This is a genomic window from Bradyrhizobium sp. B097 (assembly GCF_038957035.1).
In the GTDB taxonomy this organism is placed as follows: domain Bacteria; phylum Pseudomonadota; class Alphaproteobacteria; order Rhizobiales; family Xanthobacteraceae; genus Bradyrhizobium.
In genome coordinates, this window is sequence record NZ_CP152412.1 from 2,098,170 (window position 1) to 2,113,956 (window position 15,787).

Below are 15,787 nucleotides of genomic sequence, written 5' to 3' on the forward strand. Positions count from 1 at the left end.
GAACGCGAACAAGGATACGCTTCAATGAAACGAGTAGCTGTTTTTGCCACCATGGCGGTGATCGCTGCGGGATGTCTTGCGTCGACGGAAGCCACGGCAGGTGGCCGGCGGGGAGATGCGGTGGCTTTGGGCATCGTCGGCGGCTTGGCCGTCGGCACGCTGTTGGGCTCCACCATGGCTGCCAGTGCGGCTCCAGCCTATGTCTACGAGAGGCACTATTATTCGCCGGCCCCTGTCGTCCACTATCGTCACGTGTACGAATACGGCGACGAATATCCGGGCGGATATGATTACGGCTATCGATCCGGGTACCGGGAAGGCTACTCGGACGGCTATTGGGACCACGATTGAATGGAGATCAGCGTCGTCGCTGATCCGGTCGCTCGACCGTGCGGGTCCGAACGAGCGGCCCCGGTCCTAATAACTGATCCGCAGCCCGACGCCGCCGTGAAGCGTGTTGCCGACCGGCTGCGGTCCGGCGGTGCCGTTGAGGAAGAGGTCGGCGATCCAGCCCTTGGTGATGCGGAAGCCGACGCGGCCGCCATATTCGAACCAGCCCTGGTTGCCGATGGTCGGCACGATGGTGCCATCGCCGGTGACGGTGGCGACGATGCCGGAATGGGTGGCGAAGGATTGCACCCAGCCGCCATTGATGTTGGTTTCGATGTTCGATCCGAACAGATGCGTCCACTGGCCGCCGATCTTGACCAGGCTGGTGCGATCGGTGCCGTCGGCGATGGTCGCATCGAACGGATTGAAGGCAATTGCAGGATCGCTATAGCCCTTGACGCGCTGCCAGAGCTGCCAGACCTCGACCGAAGCCGCGACCTCGTCGCGCGCCGACAGCCGGTTGATCCAGCCCGCGCGCCCATAGACGCCGTAATTCTCGCTCGAGGTCTCGCCGGTGACCGACACCGGGCCGAGACTGGTCGCGTAGCTGCGGGTGTAGCGCACCTTCTCCGACGGCGAGAGGATGGTGCCAATATCGAAGAACGGCCGCGACGAGCCCCAGTCGACGAAGTCGTAGCGCAGCGCGAACGCGCCGATCGGCGCGCTGGTGACGTTGTAGCCGCCCTCGCCATACTGCGTGTAGGCGATGCCGGCGAGCAGCGACAAGTTCGGCGTAATGGTCTTGCGGCCATGGATGCCGGCCGAGAACGAGCCGGCGGAGCCGAAGGCGCTGATGCAGTCGTCGCAATTGACCTGCTCGTTGACGCCGAGCAGCACCGATCCGAGCACGCGGTTGGTGATCATCTGGTTGAAGCGCTGGTCGGCGAGGTTGTTGATCGAACTGCCGCTCGACGGCGCGCCGGTGATCGGTGTCGGCGACGGGCTGGGCGTGGGTGTCGGCGTGGGCACAGGCGTAGGTGTCGGCGTTGGCGATGGTGTGGCAGTCGGTGTCGGCGTCGGCGTGGGGGTCGATGTACAGTTCGACGAAAACGAATCGGGATTCGAGGTGCAGTTCGGCGTCGGAGACTGCGCCTCGGCCGGCGCAGCCAGCGCATGGAGCATCGCGAGCGACAGCGTCATTGTCAGCGCCGCCGACAGGATCAAATGATGGATGCGCCGTAGCATGCTCACCGTCCGCACAGCATGCCGGTCGGGTCGTCGACCGGCGGCGTCACCGGCGAGGCATCCGCGAATTGGGTGACGGTGCAGAGGCCCGCGGCCTGGGTGCAGGTCGCGGCGAAGGTCCATGGCGGATTGTTGGTCTTCTGGATCGTGGTGCGGCCGCCGCTCGAGGTGATGATCGCGGTGTCGCCGGGCTGCGTCAGGTCGATGCATTGCCGGTTCGACGTACACACCGTCGATGCGCCTTCCTGCAACACCACGGTGGTCTTGCCGCGTTGCGACAGGATGTCGAGCACCGTGCCGCGAACGCCGATGGTCGCGAGCGGCGTCGTGATCGTGTAGGCGGCCTTGTTGGAGTGGCCGGTGACGAAGCGAAACGCTCCCGACGTCAGGCGGATCGCAACATCGCGATAGTGATGCTCGTCGTCGAACACGGTGCGATCGAGCTTGAGCGAGGCGTTCGGTCCAAGCGACAGGTTGGTGCTGTCGGCCATCACCAGCCGCGCGGCGCTCTCGAGGCCGGTGCGTACCGTCTCGTCGCGCAGCAGCGCGTCGCCGACATTGATCGGTGTGGTCGCGGCCGCAACGCGGACGACCTCGTTCTTCACCATCGCCGCTTCGCCGACGCGGGTTTGCGCCTGAACGGGATGAGCCGTCAGTGCGACCGCAAGACCGAGTGCAAGGAGGGAGAAAAAGCTGTGGCGCGAATTCATTGCAATACCAATCGACTTAACCCTCTCATCGTACCGGATCGCCGACGCAGCTGATATTGTATAATTGTCACAAGCCGTGTTGAGTTGCGCCGAATGCTGAGTGTCGATGGATTCGAAAATGCTCGCGGCTGCGGACATCAACGTGAGATTTGATCACACTCGTCACATACATCACACTCGCGGTCGTCGTAGCTCACACTTCGCTCACACTGGTTCCCCTCGCAGCGTGCTCGCCCTTTGATCATCGCATCCGAATCTCCTTCTGTTCTGCGGCGTCCGGTCGCGCGCACGGCGATCGTCGCGGCCATCATCTTCGTCGTCGCCCATGTCGTGCTGCTGCTCGGGATCACCACGCCGGACAAGCTCTATTTCGATGAGGTGCATTACGTGCCGGCGGCGCGCCAGATGCTGTTGCCGGTGATCGGGGGCCCGATCCTCAACCCGATGCATCCGCCGCTCGCCAAGGAGATCATCGCGCTGTCGATCAAGGCATTCGGCGACGTGCCGCTCGGATGGCGCTATCCCGCTGCGCTGTTCGGCGCGCTCGCGCTGATCGCCGTCTATCTCGGCGCCCTCGTGCTGTTCGCCTCGCAGGAGCGCGCCATCGCGGCCGTGCTGCTCGCCTTCTTCAACCAGATGCTGTTCGTGCAGTCGCGGATCGCGATGCTGGATATTTTCGCGCTCGCCTTCTGTCTGTTCGCGATCGCCGCCTTCATCCACGGCTTCAGGCAGAAGCGGCCGCAGTCTGCGTTCGCGCTCACGGGCGTATTCGCAGGGCTTGCCTGTGCCTGCAAATGGAGCGGGTTGTTCGTGCTCGCGACCTGCATCGCGATCGTGGCGGTGATCCGCCTGATGCAAGGCTGGCGCACGCGCTTCGCTGAGGCCAATGCGGAGGACTGGTACCGGCCGGACCTGTGGCCGGATTTCCGTCTTCCCCACTTCATCGCCTGTTTCGTGCTGATCCCGTCGGCCGTCTATCTCGCGAGCTTCGTGCCGGTCTACGGCTTCTCGTTCACCGACCTCGTCGAGGCACAACGCCGTATCTTTGCCGACAACACCACGACCGCGATCGCTGGCCACACCTATATGAGCTCATGGCCGTCCTGGCCGTTCCTGGTGCGTCCGGTCTGGTATCTGTTCGAGAAGGCCGGCGATGACAGGTTCGCCGCGATCGTGTTTCTCGGCAACCCGCTGATATTGTGGCCGGCGTTGATCGCGCTGATCGTCGCGCTGCGCGACTGGATCGTGACCCGCAGCCGCGATGCGTTTCTCGTGCTGGCGTTCTATCTCGGCCCCTATCTCGCCTGGGCGCTGCTGCCGCGCACGCTCGGTTTCATCTATTACTACCTGCCGGCAGCGATTACCGCGAGCTTCGTGCTGGTCTACGCATTGACGCGAAAAGGGGCGCCGCGCTGGCTGTTGTGGGCCTTCGTGGCCGTCGGATGCGCAGGCTTCATCGCGATGCTGCCGATCACGGTTGCCGCCATCGGGACGTCGATGGCGACCTTCAACCGGCTGATGCTGTTCCAGAGCTGGATTTGAATCTCTCAGAGACAAGCGATCCGCCTGCCGGGCGTGGCAAGCGGCTCCATAGCGTTTTCGAGCGAAGTGGACGCCGGTTCGCGTGAAGAAAACGCGTTCAGGTGAAAGGCGGAGCTTCGGTTCAATCTGAACCAAAGCTCCAGGCTGCGCGAGATTACTGCGACGCCGTCTTGGTATCCATGTTGACGACCTGCACGCGACGGTTGGTCGGGTCCATCGGCGCGCTCGGATCCTTCGGCCGGGTCTTGCCATAGCCGACGGTCACGAGATCAGAGCCGTTCAGGCCGTAATGCTCGACCAGATAGTTCTTGATGGTGTCGGCGCGGCGCTCCGAGAGATCCTGGTTATAGGCCTCGCTGCCGATCGCATCGGTGTGGCCGGCGACGACGAAGGTCGTGCCCTTCATGCTGGCGTCCGACAGCGCCTTGCCGAGCTCCTGCACCGCCTGGGTCGAGCCCTTGGCGATCTCAGCCGAGTTGTAGTCGAAGTGAATTTCCAGATCGATCTTCGGTTTGTTGGCGGCGATGTCGGCGATCTCCTGGCGTTCGCCCAATGACAGCGAGCGGGTCTGCCGGTTGCGAACGGTGTTGAGGAAGCTCGCTTCCTTGGCCGAAGCGGCCGGGTCGACCTGCGTGCCGGCGGAGAGGCCGCGGGTGGCCGACTTCGGCTTCAGCGCATTGAGGATCTGGGCGGCCGGAACGGTATCGCTGCCGGCCAGTGCGACGCCCGCCGTCATCGACAGCGCAGCGCCGATCGTCAAAAGAGACAGGGAACGAGAGCGGGTCATGGTTTTGGTCCTTAAATATCAGGCCAGCCAATCCGGCTGTTGTCGTTTTGATGCTGGGAACCTAGGACCGGTTCAAATCCGGGAATGTGATCTAGATCACGGATGAGTGTCCCGGGGCCCGTGCCGGGCAGGGGCCGGCGACGGAGAGGAGAACATCTTGGCCCACGTCAATCGCGTCCTCCGTTCGATCAATGACGAAGGTGCTTCGCGCTGTGTCGATATCTTCGTTCGCCCGGAAGGGACCATCGGCTTCGAGGAATATCGCCGGGACGTGGAGGATGGCCGCGGTTGGTTTCCGGTTGGCGGTCATTCGTCCCGGGTTTTCCATGAGGAAAAGGCAGCGCTCGCGGCGGCGATGGCGGACGTTCCCTGGTTGCGGCGGGCCGTTGGATCGCAGTAGCCGGTCCGAAGCGCCCCACACGTCCAGGCGCCGATGATCATGCGCGGCTGATTTGCGCCGCGTGGCACTCCACAGCTCCGCGAATCTCACTACATTGCCTGGGCAATGCCCCGCGCCGCCGAACCCTTATCCCTGAACAATGCCGCCGCCCGCCATATCTGGCTGCGCGCGCAACGGCTCGATACGACGGCGCCGTTCGGGGAGGGGGCGTCAGCCGTGGCGGCCGCCGTCGATCATCTCGGCTATGTGCAGATCGACACCATCAACGTGATCGAGCGCTGCCACCACCACATCCTGTTCACGCGGATTCCGGACTACCGCCGCGCCGACCTCAAGCAGGCGCAGAGCCAGGACAAGAGCGTGTTCGAGTACTGGACGCACGCGCTGTCCTACGTGCCGTCCAAGGACATCAACATCTTCCTGCCGGCGATGAAGGCGCATAAGCGCGAGGGCCACAAATGGTTCTCGTCGGTGACGCCGTCGGATACCCGCAAGGTGCTGCGGCTGCTGCGAGCCGGTCCGCTGACCATCCGCGACATCGAGGACGATGTGCTGACCGAGAAGGAGCATCTCTGGCAGAGCCGGAAACCCTCCAAGCGCGCGCTGCAACTCGCCTTCTATGGCGGCGTGGTCACGATCAGCGAGCGCGCCGGCATGCTGAAGACCTACGAGCTGATGGCCAGGCATTTCGGCTGGGACAAGCCGCCGAAGCCCGCACCGGCCTCGTCGCGGATCGCCTATCTGCTCGACCGCGCGTTGCGCTCACAGGGCATCGTCAGCCTGGACTCGATCTGCCATCTGGACGCGCCGAGCAAGAAGGCGGTGCGCGCCCTGATCGAGGCGAGGGTGCGCCGCAAGGAGCTGGTCCGGATCGCGCTCGATGGCGCCGGCAAGCAGGAGCATTGGGCGCGGCCCGAAGTGCTGGAGGAGACCGGCGAGGGTGATCCTGCCCTGGTTCACATCCTCTCGCCGTTCGATCCGCTGATCATCCAGCGCAAGCGCACCGAGCTGTTCTTCGGCTACGGCCACAGATTCGAGGCCTATGTGCCGAAGGAGAAGCGCCTGTTCGGCTATTTCGCGCTGCCGGTGTTGGTCGGCGACGATATCGTTGCCGCCCTCGACCTGAAGACCGACCGGCAGAACCGGAAGCTGCTGATGCAGAAATGGAGCTGGGTCGGCAACGGCAAGAAGCAGGCGGCGCGCAAGGAGCTGAAGCACCGCATCGAGGAGGAGCTCGACCGCTTCGAGCGCTTCCAGCTGGCCGAGTAGGGCTGGCTTTCTCCATTCGTCATTGCGACCCGTTGGCTCGCAATGACAGGGATGGCCGGCGGGGCGCTGCCCGGGCTTCCGTCTGGCCTGTGTGCTATGAGTTTTTGCCATTGCCCAATGCGGGGCTACCCAATAATCCTCAGGGCAAGATAGCCTTGGGGGGAACAGATGAGCCAGTCCGCAACCGTCGCGCCCGATCGCGGAGCCCGCAGCGAGGTCGAGACGTCCACAATCCGCGCGATCTCCTGGCGGCTGATCCCGTTCCTGATCCTGGCCTACTTCTTCTCCTACCTCGATCGCGTCAATCTCTCGTTCGCCGCGCTGCAAATGAATGCGGAGCTGAAGTTCTCGCCGGTGGTGTTCTCGTTCGGCGCCGGCATCTTCTTCATCGGCTATTTCATTTTCGAGGTGCCGAGCAATCTGGCGCTGGAGCGATTCGGCGCCAGCAAGTGGATCGCCCGCATCATGGTGAGCTGGGGCATCCTCTCGGCGTTGATGGCGGCAGTCTATGACGAGCACAGCTTCTATGCGTTGCGCTTCTTCCTCGGTGTCGCCGAGGCCGGCTTCTTCCCCGGCATCATCCTCTATCTCACTTACTGGTACCCGGCCGAGTATCGCGCGCGCTTCCTCGCCGCCTTCGCGCTTGCCGTGCCGATTTCGACCGTGATCGGCGCCCCGATCTCCGGCCTGTTGCTCGGGCTCGACGGCGTGATGGGGCTGAAGGGCTGGCAGTGGCTGTTCGTGATCGAGGGCATCCCCTCGGTGCTGCTCGGCATCGTCACCTGGTTCTATCTCACCGACCGGCCGGAGAAGGCCAATTGGCTCTCGGCCGAGCAGAGGGCCTGGCTGAAGGCGAAGCTCGATGCCGAGGTCGCGGCCAAGCAGGCGGCGCAGCACTTCACGCTCGGCCAGGCGCTGTCCTCGCCGAAGGTGCTGGCGCTCAGCGCGATCTATTTCGGCTTCGTCGCCTCGCTCTATGGCATGCAGTTCTGGCTGCCGCAGATCGTCAAGGCGTTCGGTCTCACCAACGCGCAGACCGGCTTCGTCACCGCGATCCCCTATGTGTTCGGCACCGTCGCGATGATCCTGTGGGCGCGCCGTTCCGACGCCACGCGGGAGCGCGTGTTTCATGTCGGCGCGCCGCTTTTGCTCACGGCGCTGTCGCTCGCCATCTCCAGCTACATCACCGATCCGACCATGACCATGGTCGTGCTGACGGTTGCCGCGATCGGCGTGTTCTGCACCTTCGCGGTGTTCTGGACGCTGCCGACCGCCTGGCTGTCAGGCACCGCCGCTGCCGGCGCGATCGCGCTGATCAACTCGATCGGCAACCTCGCCGGTTTCGGCGGGCCCTATCTGATCGGCTGGGTGAAGGAGACGACCGGCAGCACGTCGACCGGCCTCCTGGTGCTGTCGCTGCTGCCGCTCGCGGCCGGCCTGCTGGTTTTCCTCGGCAGCCACGAGACCAAGACCGAGTTCGCGGGCGCGAAATAGGGTAACGGCTGCGTAGGATGGGTAGAGCGAAGCGAAACCCATCGTTCATGGTCTGAGGCGAGACGATGGGTTTCGCTTCGCTCTACCCATCCTACATTTCTTGGCTGCTAGACCGGGTATCGCCACTTCAGCGAACGGCGCACGAAGAAGATCGCAACCAGCGTGACGCCCAGCGCTGCAAGCCACGTCCACATCAGGATGCCGCCCTGCGCCAGGGCGTAGCGCTCGGAGAGCGTGAGCGCGACCAGAACGCCGATGAGCCCGGCACCCGACCAATAGAGCGGCGAGCGCAGCATTCCCGTCGTGGCGTGCTCAGCCGCGCGTTCGCGTGCCCGGCCGACGGACCAGATCAGGAAGCCTGCGTAACCAAGGGCCAATATCCATGACATGGCGGCAACCTCGCATGCCGCTGCTTCCGTGACCGTAAACGGCCGCGGCCAGAGTCGACGTATCGGGGCGAAAGAGGCCGATTCCGGCCCGTCCTCACGAATTGGTTACTAATGACGAATATTGACATTCATCAGTGATAAATCGATACTCTTCATCAGTCGTCAGCCTGATGGAGATTTCAGATGTTCGTTCGTTCCGTTTTGTCGAGCTATTACAGGCTCTTGACCGGAGCAACGCTGGCTTTCGCGGTGTTCGCGCTGACCGGCTGCAATGACAAGGCAGCCGAAAACGCGGATCCCGGACGCCCCGTTCTGGTGGCGACCGTCCATTACGAGGCCGAAACGCCCGAGCGCAGCTTTGTCGGCACCATCAAGCCCCGTATCGAAGCCGATATGGGCTTTCGGGTCGCCGGCAAGGTGGCCAAGCGGCTGGTCGAGGTCGGACAGACAGTCGACGTCGACCAGCCCTTGGCCACCCTCGATGAGGTCGATTTGAAGCTGCAGGCCGAGCAGGCGGAGGCGGAATTCCGCGCCGCCACCGGCGTGCTGGCGCAGGCCGGGGCCGCCGAGCAGCGCGCCAAGGACCTGAAGGCCAAGGGCTGGGCCACCGATGCGGCGCTCGATTCCGCCAAGGCCGCCGGCGACGAGGCGCGGGCGCGGCTGAACCGCGCCGAGCGCTCGGTCGAGCTGACCAAGAATTCCCTCTCCTATGCAACGCTGGTGGCCGACACGAGGGGTGTCGTCACAGCGACCATGATCGAGCCCGGCCAGGTGGTTGCCGCGGGCCAGGCTTCGATCCGTGTCGCCCGACTTGGCGAGAAGGAAGCTGTCGTCGCGATCCCCGAGACGCTTCTCGCTCGTGCCAGGTCGGGCGTTGCCACGGTGACGCTGTGGTCGGATGCCAAGAAGACCTATGCCGCGAAGCTGCGTGAGGTCGCGCCGCAGGCCGATCCCGCCACCCGCACCTATCTCGCGAAGTTCTCGCTGCCCGACGCCGACGAGGCCGTCTCGCTCGGCATGACCGCGACGCTGACCCTGGCCGACAAGGCGACCGAACGGGTCGCCAAGCTGCCGCTGTCGGCGCTGTACAGCCAGGGCGGCGATCCCTCGCTCTACATCGTCGATGACAAGGGCGACATCGCGCTGAAGCCGGTCAAGGTGAAGGCCTATGAAAGCAACAACGTCGTCATCTCCGGCGGCGTCGACGATGGCGCCAAGGTGGTCGCCCTCGGCGTGCAGAAACTCGATCCGAGCCAGAAGGTCCGGGTCGTCTCGTCGCTGTCGTTCTAATCAATCGTCCGTCATTGCGAGCGAAGCGAAGCAATCCATCTCGCCGCAAAACAAATGTGGATTGCTTCGTCGCTGACGCTCCTCGCAATGACGGGTGCAGCGAAATCGGTTCAGGGACTTGGAGAGTTCGATGAAGCGCTTCAACCTTTCGGCCTGGGCGGTCAGCCATCCGACGCTGGTGCTGTTCCTGATGATCATCCTCGGCGCCGCCGGCTACTTCTCCTATCAGAAGCTCGGCCGCGCCGAGGATCCGTTCTTCACCGTCAAGGTGGTGAACGTCTCGGTGATGTGGCCGGGCGCGACCTCGCAGGAAATGCAGATGCAGGTCGCCGATCCGATCGAGAAGAAGCTGCAGGAGCTGCCGTTCTTCGACAAGGTGCAGACCTATTCCAAGCCGGGCTTCACGGCGATGCAGGTCTCCTTCAAGGATTCGACCTCGCCGAAGGACGTGCCCTATCTCTTCTATCTCATCCGCAAGAAGCTGGTCGACGTGCAGGGCGAGCTGCCCTCCGGCATTCTCGGCCCCGTGGTCAACGACGAATTCTCCGACGTCGATTCGATCCTCTATATGATGACCGGCGACGGCGCCAATTACGCGCAGCTCAAGAAGGTCGCGGAAGGTTTTCGCCAGCGTCTCTTGAAAGTGCCTGGCGTCACCAAGATCGATCTCTACGGCACCCAGGACGAGCGCATCTTCGTCGAGTTCTCGCACGCCAAGCTCGCGACGCTCGGCATCACGCCGCAGGCGCTGTTCGACTCGCTCGCCAAGCAGAACAACGTCACCCCGGCCGGCACGGTCGAGACGTCGTCGCAGCGCGTGCCGCTGCGCGTCACCGGTGCGCTTGACGGCGTCAAGGCGGTTGCCGAAACGCCGGTCGAGAGCAACGGCCGCGTGTTCCGGCTCGGCGATATCGCAACCGTCTCTCACGGCTATGTCGATCCGCCGAGCTTCAAAGTGCGTCAGGAAGGCAAGCCGGCGCTCGGCATCGGTGTCGTCACCGCCAAGGGCGCCAACATTCTCGAGCTCGGCAAGGAGGTCCAGCAGGCGACCGCCGAGTTCCTGAAGGCGGTGCCGCAGGGCGTCGACATCCAGCAGATCGCCGACCAGCCCAAGGTGGTCGAGCACGCCGTCGGCGAGTTCGTGCACTCCTTCGTCGAGGCGCTCGCGATCGTGCTGTTCGTCTCCTTTGTCGCGCTCGGCTGGCGCACCGGCATCGTGGTGGCACTCTCGGTGCCGCTGGTGCTCGGCATCGTCTTCATCGTGATGAACGCGATGTCGCTCGATCTGCACCGCATCACCCTCGGCGCGCTGATCATTGCGCTCGGCCTCCTGGTCGACGACGCCATCATCGCGGTCGAGATGATGGTGGTGAAAATGGAACAGGGCTGGGACCGCATGAAGGCGGCGTCCTTTGCCTGGGAATCTACCGCGTTTCCGATGCTCACGGGGACGCTGGTCACAGCCGCTGGCTTCCTCCCCATCGGCTTTGCCAATTCGGCGGTCGGCGAATATGCCGGCGGCATCTTCTGGATCGTGGCGATCGCGCTGGTCGCCTCCTGGTTCGTCGCGGTGATCTTCACGCCCTATATCGGCGTCAAGCTGCTGCCGAACATCAAGGTGCACCAGAACCACGATCCGCACGCGATCTATGAGACGCGGATGTATCGCGGCCTGCGCAGCGTGGTGCAGTGGTGCGTCGATCACCGCATCAAGGTGGTGGTGGCGACCGTCGGCGTGTTCGTCGCCGCGATCGTCGGCTTCGGCCACGTCCAGCAGCAGTTCTTCCCGCTGTCGGAGCGGCCCGAGTTGTTCCTGCAGCTCCGCCTGCCGGAAGGCACCGCCTTCAACGTGACCGAGAAGGCGGTGAAGCAGGCCGAAGGGCTGCTGAAGGACGACCAGGACATTCAGACCTACACCGCCTATGTCGGCCAGGGCTCGCCGCGCTTCTGGCTCGGCCTCAACCCGCAGCTGCCGAACGAGGCCTTTGCCGAGATCGTCATCCTCGCCAAGAACGTCGAGGCGCGCGAGCGCGTCAAGGCGAAGATCGAGCAGGCCGCCGCCGATGGCGCGCTGAACGAGGCGCGGGTCCGGGTCGACCGCTTCAATTTCGGTCCGCCGGTCGGCTTCCCGGTCCAGTTCCGCGTGATCGGGCCCGACGCCAACAAGGTGCGCGACATCGCCTACCAGGTGCGCGAGGTGATGCGGCAGAACAAGAACGTCAAGGACGTCCAGCTCGACTGGAACGAGCAGTCGCCCTACCTGAAGCTCGCCGTCGACCAGGATCGGGCGCGCGCGCTCGGCCTGACCCCGCAGGATGTCTCGCAGGCGCTGGCAATGCTGATCTCGGGCGCGCCGGTCACCACGATCCGCGACGGCATCGAGAAGGTCGGCGTGGTCGCCCGCGCGGTGCCGTCCGAGCGGTTCGATCTCGGCCGCGTCGGCGATCTCACCATCACCACGCGCAATGGCGTGGCGGTGCCGCTGCAGCAGATCGCCAAGATCGAGTATGCGCATGAGGAACCGATCCTGTGGCGGCGCAACCGCGACATGGCGATCACCGTGCGCTCCGACGTCGTCGACGGCGTGCAGGCGCCCGACGTCACCAACCAGATCGCGCCGAAGCTGAAGGACATCCAGGCCCATCTCGAGCCGGCCTACCGGATCGAGCCGGGCGGGGCGTTCGAGGAATCCGCCAAGGGCAATGCGTCGATCTTCATCCTCTTCCCCGTGATGGTGATGGTGATGCTGACGCTGCTGATGATCCAGCTGCAGAGCTTCTCGCGCCTGACGCTGGTGTTCCTGACCGCGCCGCTCGGCATCGTCGGCGCCTCGCTCGGGTTGAACGTCGCCAACCAGCCGTTCGGCTTCGTGGCGCTGCTCGGCCTGATCGCGCTCGCCGGCATGATCATGCGCAACGCGGTGATCCTGGTCGATCAGATCGAGAGCGACGTGTCCTCCGGCCTGACCCGGCGCGAAGCGATCGTCGAGGCCACCGTCCGGCGCGCCCGGCCCGTGGTGCTAACCGCGCTCGCGGCGATCCTCGCCATGATCCCGCTGTCGCGCTCGGCGTTCTGGGGCCCGATGGCGATCACCATCATGGGCGGTTTGTTTGTTGCGACTTTCCTGACCTTGCTGTATCTGCCGGGCCTTTACGCCCTCTGGTTCCGCAAGACCTTGGATGAAAGCGGCCCCGAGCAAGTCAATACTGCGCCGCAGCATGCGGGTGAGGGACAACTCGCATTTCCACTTGCTGAGGCGGCCGAATAATTGAAGATTGAGCAGGCCAATATGACGCTGATCCAGGAACATAGCGAAACCGACACCCGCGAGCGGATTCTCGTGGTGGCGGAGCGCTTGTTCCGGCAGATCGGCTATCAGAAGACCACGGTCGCCGACATCGCCAAAGAGCTGCGGATGAGCCCCGCCAACGTGTATCGCTTCTTCGATTCGAAGAAGTCGATCCACGAGGGCGTGGCGCGCGGCCTGATGGGCGAGGTCGAGATCGAGGCGCAGCGGATTGCCCGGTCGGAAGGGCCCGCTGCGGCGCGCTTGCGCCAGATGATGACGACCATCAATCGCATGAACACCGAGCGCTATGTCGGCGATTCCAAGCTGCACGAGATGGTCGAGATCGCGATGCAGGAGGATTGGGAGGTCTGCACCGCCCATATGGAGCTGATCGGCCAGACGATCGGCGAGGTGATCGCGCAAGGCGTGGCCTCGGGTGAATTCGAGGTCAACGACCTGGAGCTCGCCGCGCTCTGCGCCTGCACGGCGATGATGCGGTTCTTCCACCCGCAGATGATCGCCCAATGCGCCACCAAGCCGGGCCCGACCATCGACCAGATGATCGATTTCGTGATCGCCGGCCTGTCGCCGCGCATCCGCGCCAACTGAGCACCGGCACTGACGTTTTCGTCAGTTGACTCTTCCTGCATTGCAAGCGAAGCGAATTTGTAGCCCGGATGGAGCGCAGCGCAATCCGGGAATGCTTCCACGTGTGAGACGAGTCCCGGATTGCGCTGCGCTCCATCCGGGCTACCGTGAGAGGGGCCAAGCTTGACCGCAAAAGACCTGCATTTCTACGAGCCGAAGAACGGCCACGGCCTGAAGCACGACCCGTTCAATGCCATCGTGGCGCCGCGGCCGATCGGCTGGATCTCCTCGCGCGACAAGGGCGGCAACGTCAACCTCGCGCCCTACAGCTTCTTCAACGCCTTCTGCTACGTGCCGCCGATCATCGGCTTCTCCTCCACCAACTGGAAGGACAGCGTCGCCAACATCCAGGACACCGGTGAGTTCGTCTGGAACCTGGCGACGATGGACCTCGCCAAGCATATGAACGCGACCGCAGCGCATGTCGCGCGCGAAGTCGACGAGTTCAAGCTCGCAGGGCTCACGCAGGTCGCCGGCAAGCTGGTCAACGTGCCGCGCGTTGCCGAAAGCCCGGTGTCGTTCGAATGCAAGGTGAGCCAGATCGTCCAGCTCCAGGGCGCCGACGGCAAGAAGGCCGAGGCCTGGCTCACACTCGGCGAGGTGGTCGCCGTCCACATCGACAAGGCCTTCATCAAGGACGGCGTCTATCAGACCGGTCTCGCCCACCCGATCGTCCGCGCCGGCCGCCGCGGCGACTATTTCGAGATCAAGCCGGAGAACATGTTCGAGATGATCCGGCCGGATTAGTTCTTTCTTCTCCCTCGCCCCGCTTTTGCGGGGAGAGGGTTGGGGTGAGGGGCTGCCTCCACGAGTTGTGAGCGTGGTGAGACCTGTACCCCCTCACCCGAAATTCAAGCTGCGCTTGAATTTCGACCTCTCCCCGCAAGCGGGGCGAGGTAAGGAACGTCGCTCTCCGCCGTGCATTCGCGCGCCCCGCGACGCCTGCCCACACCACGACAATGTGAAATTTCCGCCCGCAGTGATGAAAAACCGTCACTCGCAACCTCCGAGCGAGCAGTCTAACCTCCCGCGCGCCAGGCCGGATCAACGGCCGGCGAACATAGTGGGAGGATGCGATGACACGCCAGGAGCGGAGCGGTCCAAAGGGCGCGCAAAGCGGTCAGAAGGAAGAGGCGCGCGATCCGAACGTTTCACGTCGAACGCTTGTCCAGGGATTGGCGGTGGGGGCGGCCGCTGCCGCAGCCGGCGTCAGCAGCGCGCTGGCGCAGAACGCGCCCGCGCCGGTCGGACCGCCGACGACCATCACCAGCCCGCCGCGCGACTTCAGTCCGCGCGGTGCGCCGACCACCTATTTCTGGGACCCCGACATCATCGCGGTCGATCCGTCCTTCAACGACCTTGCCCAGCCCAACACCTCGATCAAGCGCCTCCATACCGGGCTGTTGTGGGCGGAAGGCCCGGCCTGGAGTTCGCAGGGCCGCTATCTCCTGTGGAGCGACATCCCCAACAACCGGCAGATGCGCTGGTCGGAGGATGACGGCCATGTCAGCGTGTTCCGCACGCCGTCGAACTACTCGAACGGCAATTCGTTTGACTTCCAGGGCCGCCAGCTCTCCTGCGAACATCTCACCCGCCGGGTGACGCGCTACGAGAATGACGGCACTGCGACGGTGCTTGCTGATAACTATCAAGGCAAGCGGCTGAACTCGCCGAACGACATCGCCGCGCATCCCGACGGCAGCTACTGGTTCACCGATCCGCCCTATGGCGGCCAGCTCTACGAGGGCGAGCCTGACGCGGCCGGTGGCCCGAGCAACGCGGCCGGCAAGCTCAACCCGCGGATCGGGCAGCCCGCGGGCTTCGCGCCGGCCAAGCGCGAACTGCCGACCAATTGCTATCGCATCGATCCCTCGGGCCGCGTCGATCTCGTGGTGACCGAGGACCAGGTGCCGGATCCGAACGGCCTCTGCTTCTCGCCCGACTACAAGAAGCTCTACGTCGTCTCGACCGGCAAAGGACCGGGCGACACCGGCCCCGGCGGCAAGGGCGACGTCTTCGTGTTCGATGTCGGCGCCGACAACAAGCCCGTCAACGGCAAGCGGTTCAGCGATTTCACGATCGACGGCGTGAAGTGCGGACCGGACGGCATCCGCTGCGACGTCAACGGCAATGTCTGGTGCTCGAGCAACGCCGGCCGCGCAGTCGGTTACAACGGCGTCACGGTGTGGTCGCCGGAAGGCAAGCTGCTCGGCCGCATTCGGCTGCCCGAGGTCTGCGGCAACATCACCTTCGGCGGCCCCAAGCGCAATCGCCTGTTCATGGCCGCAAGCCAGTCGCTCTATGCGGTCTATACCGCGACCCAGGGCGCCGGGCCGGCGTAAAGTATCCGCGTGGGAGACTGCGCTCCCTCTCCCGCTTGCGGGGGAGGCATAG

General features: G+C 64.3%; 14 protein-coding genes. 10 read left to right on the forward strand and 4 right to left on the reverse strand.

Features of this window, described 5'->3' with window-relative positions; translation table 11 throughout:
• Positions 1–24 precede the first annotated feature (24 nt).
• Positions 25–351 carry a hypothetical protein gene (locus tag AAFG07_RS09690; RefSeq protein ID WP_342727077.1) on the forward strand — a complete coding sequence of 109 codons (327 nt, stop codon included), beginning with the start codon at positions 25–27 and terminating at the stop codon, positions 349–351.
• Between the two features lie 66 nt (positions 352–417).
• Here the strand turns inward: AAFG07_RS09690 and AAFG07_RS09695 are convergent, their stop codons facing one another.
• Positions 418–1,575 (reverse strand): hypothetical protein, encoded by a 1,158-nt coding sequence (locus tag AAFG07_RS09695; protein WP_342727078.1) that lies wholly within the window; start codon positions 1,573–1,575, stop codon positions 418–420.
• Between the two features lie 2 nt (positions 1,576–1,577).
• Positions 1,578–2,285, reverse strand: a complete 708-nt coding sequence (locus tag AAFG07_RS09700) for a FecR family protein (RefSeq protein WP_212315645.1) — start codon at positions 2,283–2,285, stop codon at positions 1,578–1,580.
• 237 nt (positions 2,286–2,522) lie between these two features.
• On the opposite strand from AAFG07_RS09700, the gene AAFG07_RS09705 reads away from it, so the two are divergent.
• Complete coding sequence (locus AAFG07_RS09705) at positions 2,523–3,827, forward strand: phospholipid carrier-dependent glycosyltransferase (protein WP_342727079.1); 1,305 nt, start codon at positions 2,523–2,525, stop codon at positions 3,825–3,827.
• A 154-nt stretch (positions 3,828–3,981) separates the two neighbouring features.
• Here AAFG07_RS09705 and AAFG07_RS09710 read toward each other — a convergent pair whose 3' ends face one another.
• Positions 3,982–4,614 carry an OmpA family protein gene (locus tag AAFG07_RS09710; protein ID WP_342727080.1) on the reverse strand — a complete coding sequence of 211 codons (633 nt, stop codon included), beginning with the start codon at positions 4,612–4,614 and terminating at the stop codon, positions 3,982–3,984.
• A gap of 157 nt (positions 4,615–4,771) precedes the next feature.
• On the opposite strand from AAFG07_RS09710, the gene AAFG07_RS09715 reads away from it, so the two are divergent.
• The 3 genes from AAFG07_RS09715 (at position 4,772) to AAFG07_RS09725 (ending at position 7,777) form a co-directional block, all read left to right on the forward strand.
• Positions 4,772–5,014 carry a hypothetical protein gene (locus AAFG07_RS09715; RefSeq protein WP_342727081.1) on the forward strand — a complete coding sequence of 81 codons (243 nt, stop codon included), beginning with the start codon at positions 4,772–4,774 and terminating at the stop codon, positions 5,012–5,014.
• Positions 5,015–5,119: 105 nt separating this feature from the next.
• Positions 5,120–6,283: a winged helix DNA-binding domain-containing protein gene (locus AAFG07_RS09720; protein ID WP_342727082.1), complete on the forward strand. Its 1,164-nt coding sequence runs from the start codon at positions 5,120–5,122 to the stop codon at positions 6,281–6,283.
• Between the two features lie 168 nt (positions 6,284–6,451).
• The gene (locus AAFG07_RS09725) at positions 6,452–7,777 is read left to right on the forward strand and encodes an MFS transporter (protein WP_342727083.1); all 1,326 of its coding nucleotides are present in this window, start codon (positions 6,452–6,454) and stop codon (positions 7,775–7,777) included.
• Between the two features lie 107 nt (positions 7,778–7,884).
• Here the strand turns inward: AAFG07_RS09725 and AAFG07_RS09730 are convergent, their stop codons facing one another.
• On the reverse strand, positions 7,885–8,166 hold the full coding sequence (locus AAFG07_RS09730) for a hypothetical protein (protein WP_342727084.1): 282 nt from the start codon (positions 8,164–8,166) through the stop codon (positions 7,885–7,887).
• Between the two features lie 183 nt (positions 8,167–8,349).
• Between AAFG07_RS09730 and AAFG07_RS09735 the strand changes: the two genes are divergently transcribed.
• The 5 genes from AAFG07_RS09735 (at position 8,350) to AAFG07_RS09755 (ending at position 15,735) form a co-directional block, all read left to right on the forward strand.
• Positions 8,350–9,456 carry an efflux RND transporter periplasmic adaptor subunit gene (locus tag AAFG07_RS09735; protein WP_342727085.1) on the forward strand — a complete coding sequence of 369 codons (1,107 nt, stop codon included), beginning with the start codon at positions 8,350–8,352 and terminating at the stop codon, positions 9,454–9,456.
• Positions 9,457–9,586: 130 nt separating this feature from the next.
• Complete coding sequence (locus AAFG07_RS09740; RefSeq protein ID WP_342727086.1) at positions 9,587–12,724, forward strand: efflux RND transporter permease subunit; 3,138 nt, start codon at positions 9,587–9,589, stop codon at positions 12,722–12,724.
• A gap of 21 nt (positions 12,725–12,745) precedes the next feature.
• Positions 12,746–13,354, forward strand: coding sequence for a TetR/AcrR family transcriptional regulator (locus tag AAFG07_RS09745; protein WP_342727087.1), 609 nt, complete (start codon positions 12,746–12,748; stop codon positions 13,352–13,354).
• Positions 13,355–13,516: 162 nt separating this feature from the next.
• Positions 13,517–14,140 carry a flavin reductase family protein gene (locus AAFG07_RS09750; protein ID WP_342727088.1) on the forward strand — a complete coding sequence of 208 codons (624 nt, stop codon included), beginning with the start codon at positions 13,517–13,519 and terminating at the stop codon, positions 14,138–14,140.
• A 329-nt stretch (positions 14,141–14,469) separates the two neighbouring features.
• Positions 14,470–15,735, forward strand: coding sequence for an SMP-30/gluconolactonase/LRE family protein (locus AAFG07_RS09755; RefSeq protein ID WP_342727089.1), 1,266 nt, complete (start codon positions 14,470–14,472; stop codon positions 15,733–15,735).
• Positions 15,736–15,787 lie beyond the last annotated feature (52 nt).

Bases quoted from the DNA above. Each gene is read 5' to 3' on its own strand.
- AAFG07_RS09690 (WP_342727077.1), top strand. From the start codon at position 25: ATGAAACGAGTAGCTGTTTTTGCCACCATGGCGGTGATCGCTGCGGGA.
- AAFG07_RS09695 (WP_342727078.1), bottom strand. From the start codon at position 1,575: ATGCTACGGCGCATCCATCATTTGATCCTGTCGGCGGCGCTGACAATG.
- AAFG07_RS09700 (WP_212315645.1), bottom strand. From the start codon at position 2,285: ATGAATTCGCGCCACAGCTTTTTCTCCCTCCTTGCACTCGGTCTTGCG.
- AAFG07_RS09710 (WP_342727080.1), bottom strand. From the start codon at position 4,614: ATGACCCGCTCTCGTTCCCTGTCTCTTTTGACGATCGGCGCTGCGCTG.
- AAFG07_RS09720 (WP_342727082.1), top strand. From the start codon at position 5,120: ATGCCCCGCGCCGCCGAACCCTTATCCCTGAACAATGCCGCCGCCCGC.
- AAFG07_RS09725 (WP_342727083.1), top strand. From the start codon at position 6,452: ATGAGCCAGTCCGCAACCGTCGCGCCCGATCGCGGAGCCCGCAGCGAG.
- AAFG07_RS09730 (WP_342727084.1), bottom strand. From the start codon at position 8,166: ATGTCATGGATATTGGCCCTTGGTTACGCAGGCTTCCTGATCTGGTCC.
- AAFG07_RS09735 (WP_342727085.1), top strand. From the start codon at position 8,350: ATGTTCGTTCGTTCCGTTTTGTCGAGCTATTACAGGCTCTTGACCGGA.
- AAFG07_RS09740 (WP_342727086.1), top strand. From the start codon at position 9,587: ATGAAGCGCTTCAACCTTTCGGCCTGGGCGGTCAGCCATCCGACGCTG.
- AAFG07_RS09745 (WP_342727087.1), top strand. From the start codon at position 12,746: ATGACGCTGATCCAGGAACATAGCGAAACCGACACCCGCGAGCGGATT.
- AAFG07_RS09755 (WP_342727089.1), top strand. From the start codon at position 14,470: ATGACACGCCAGGAGCGGAGCGGTCCAAAGGGCGCGCAAAGCGGTCAG.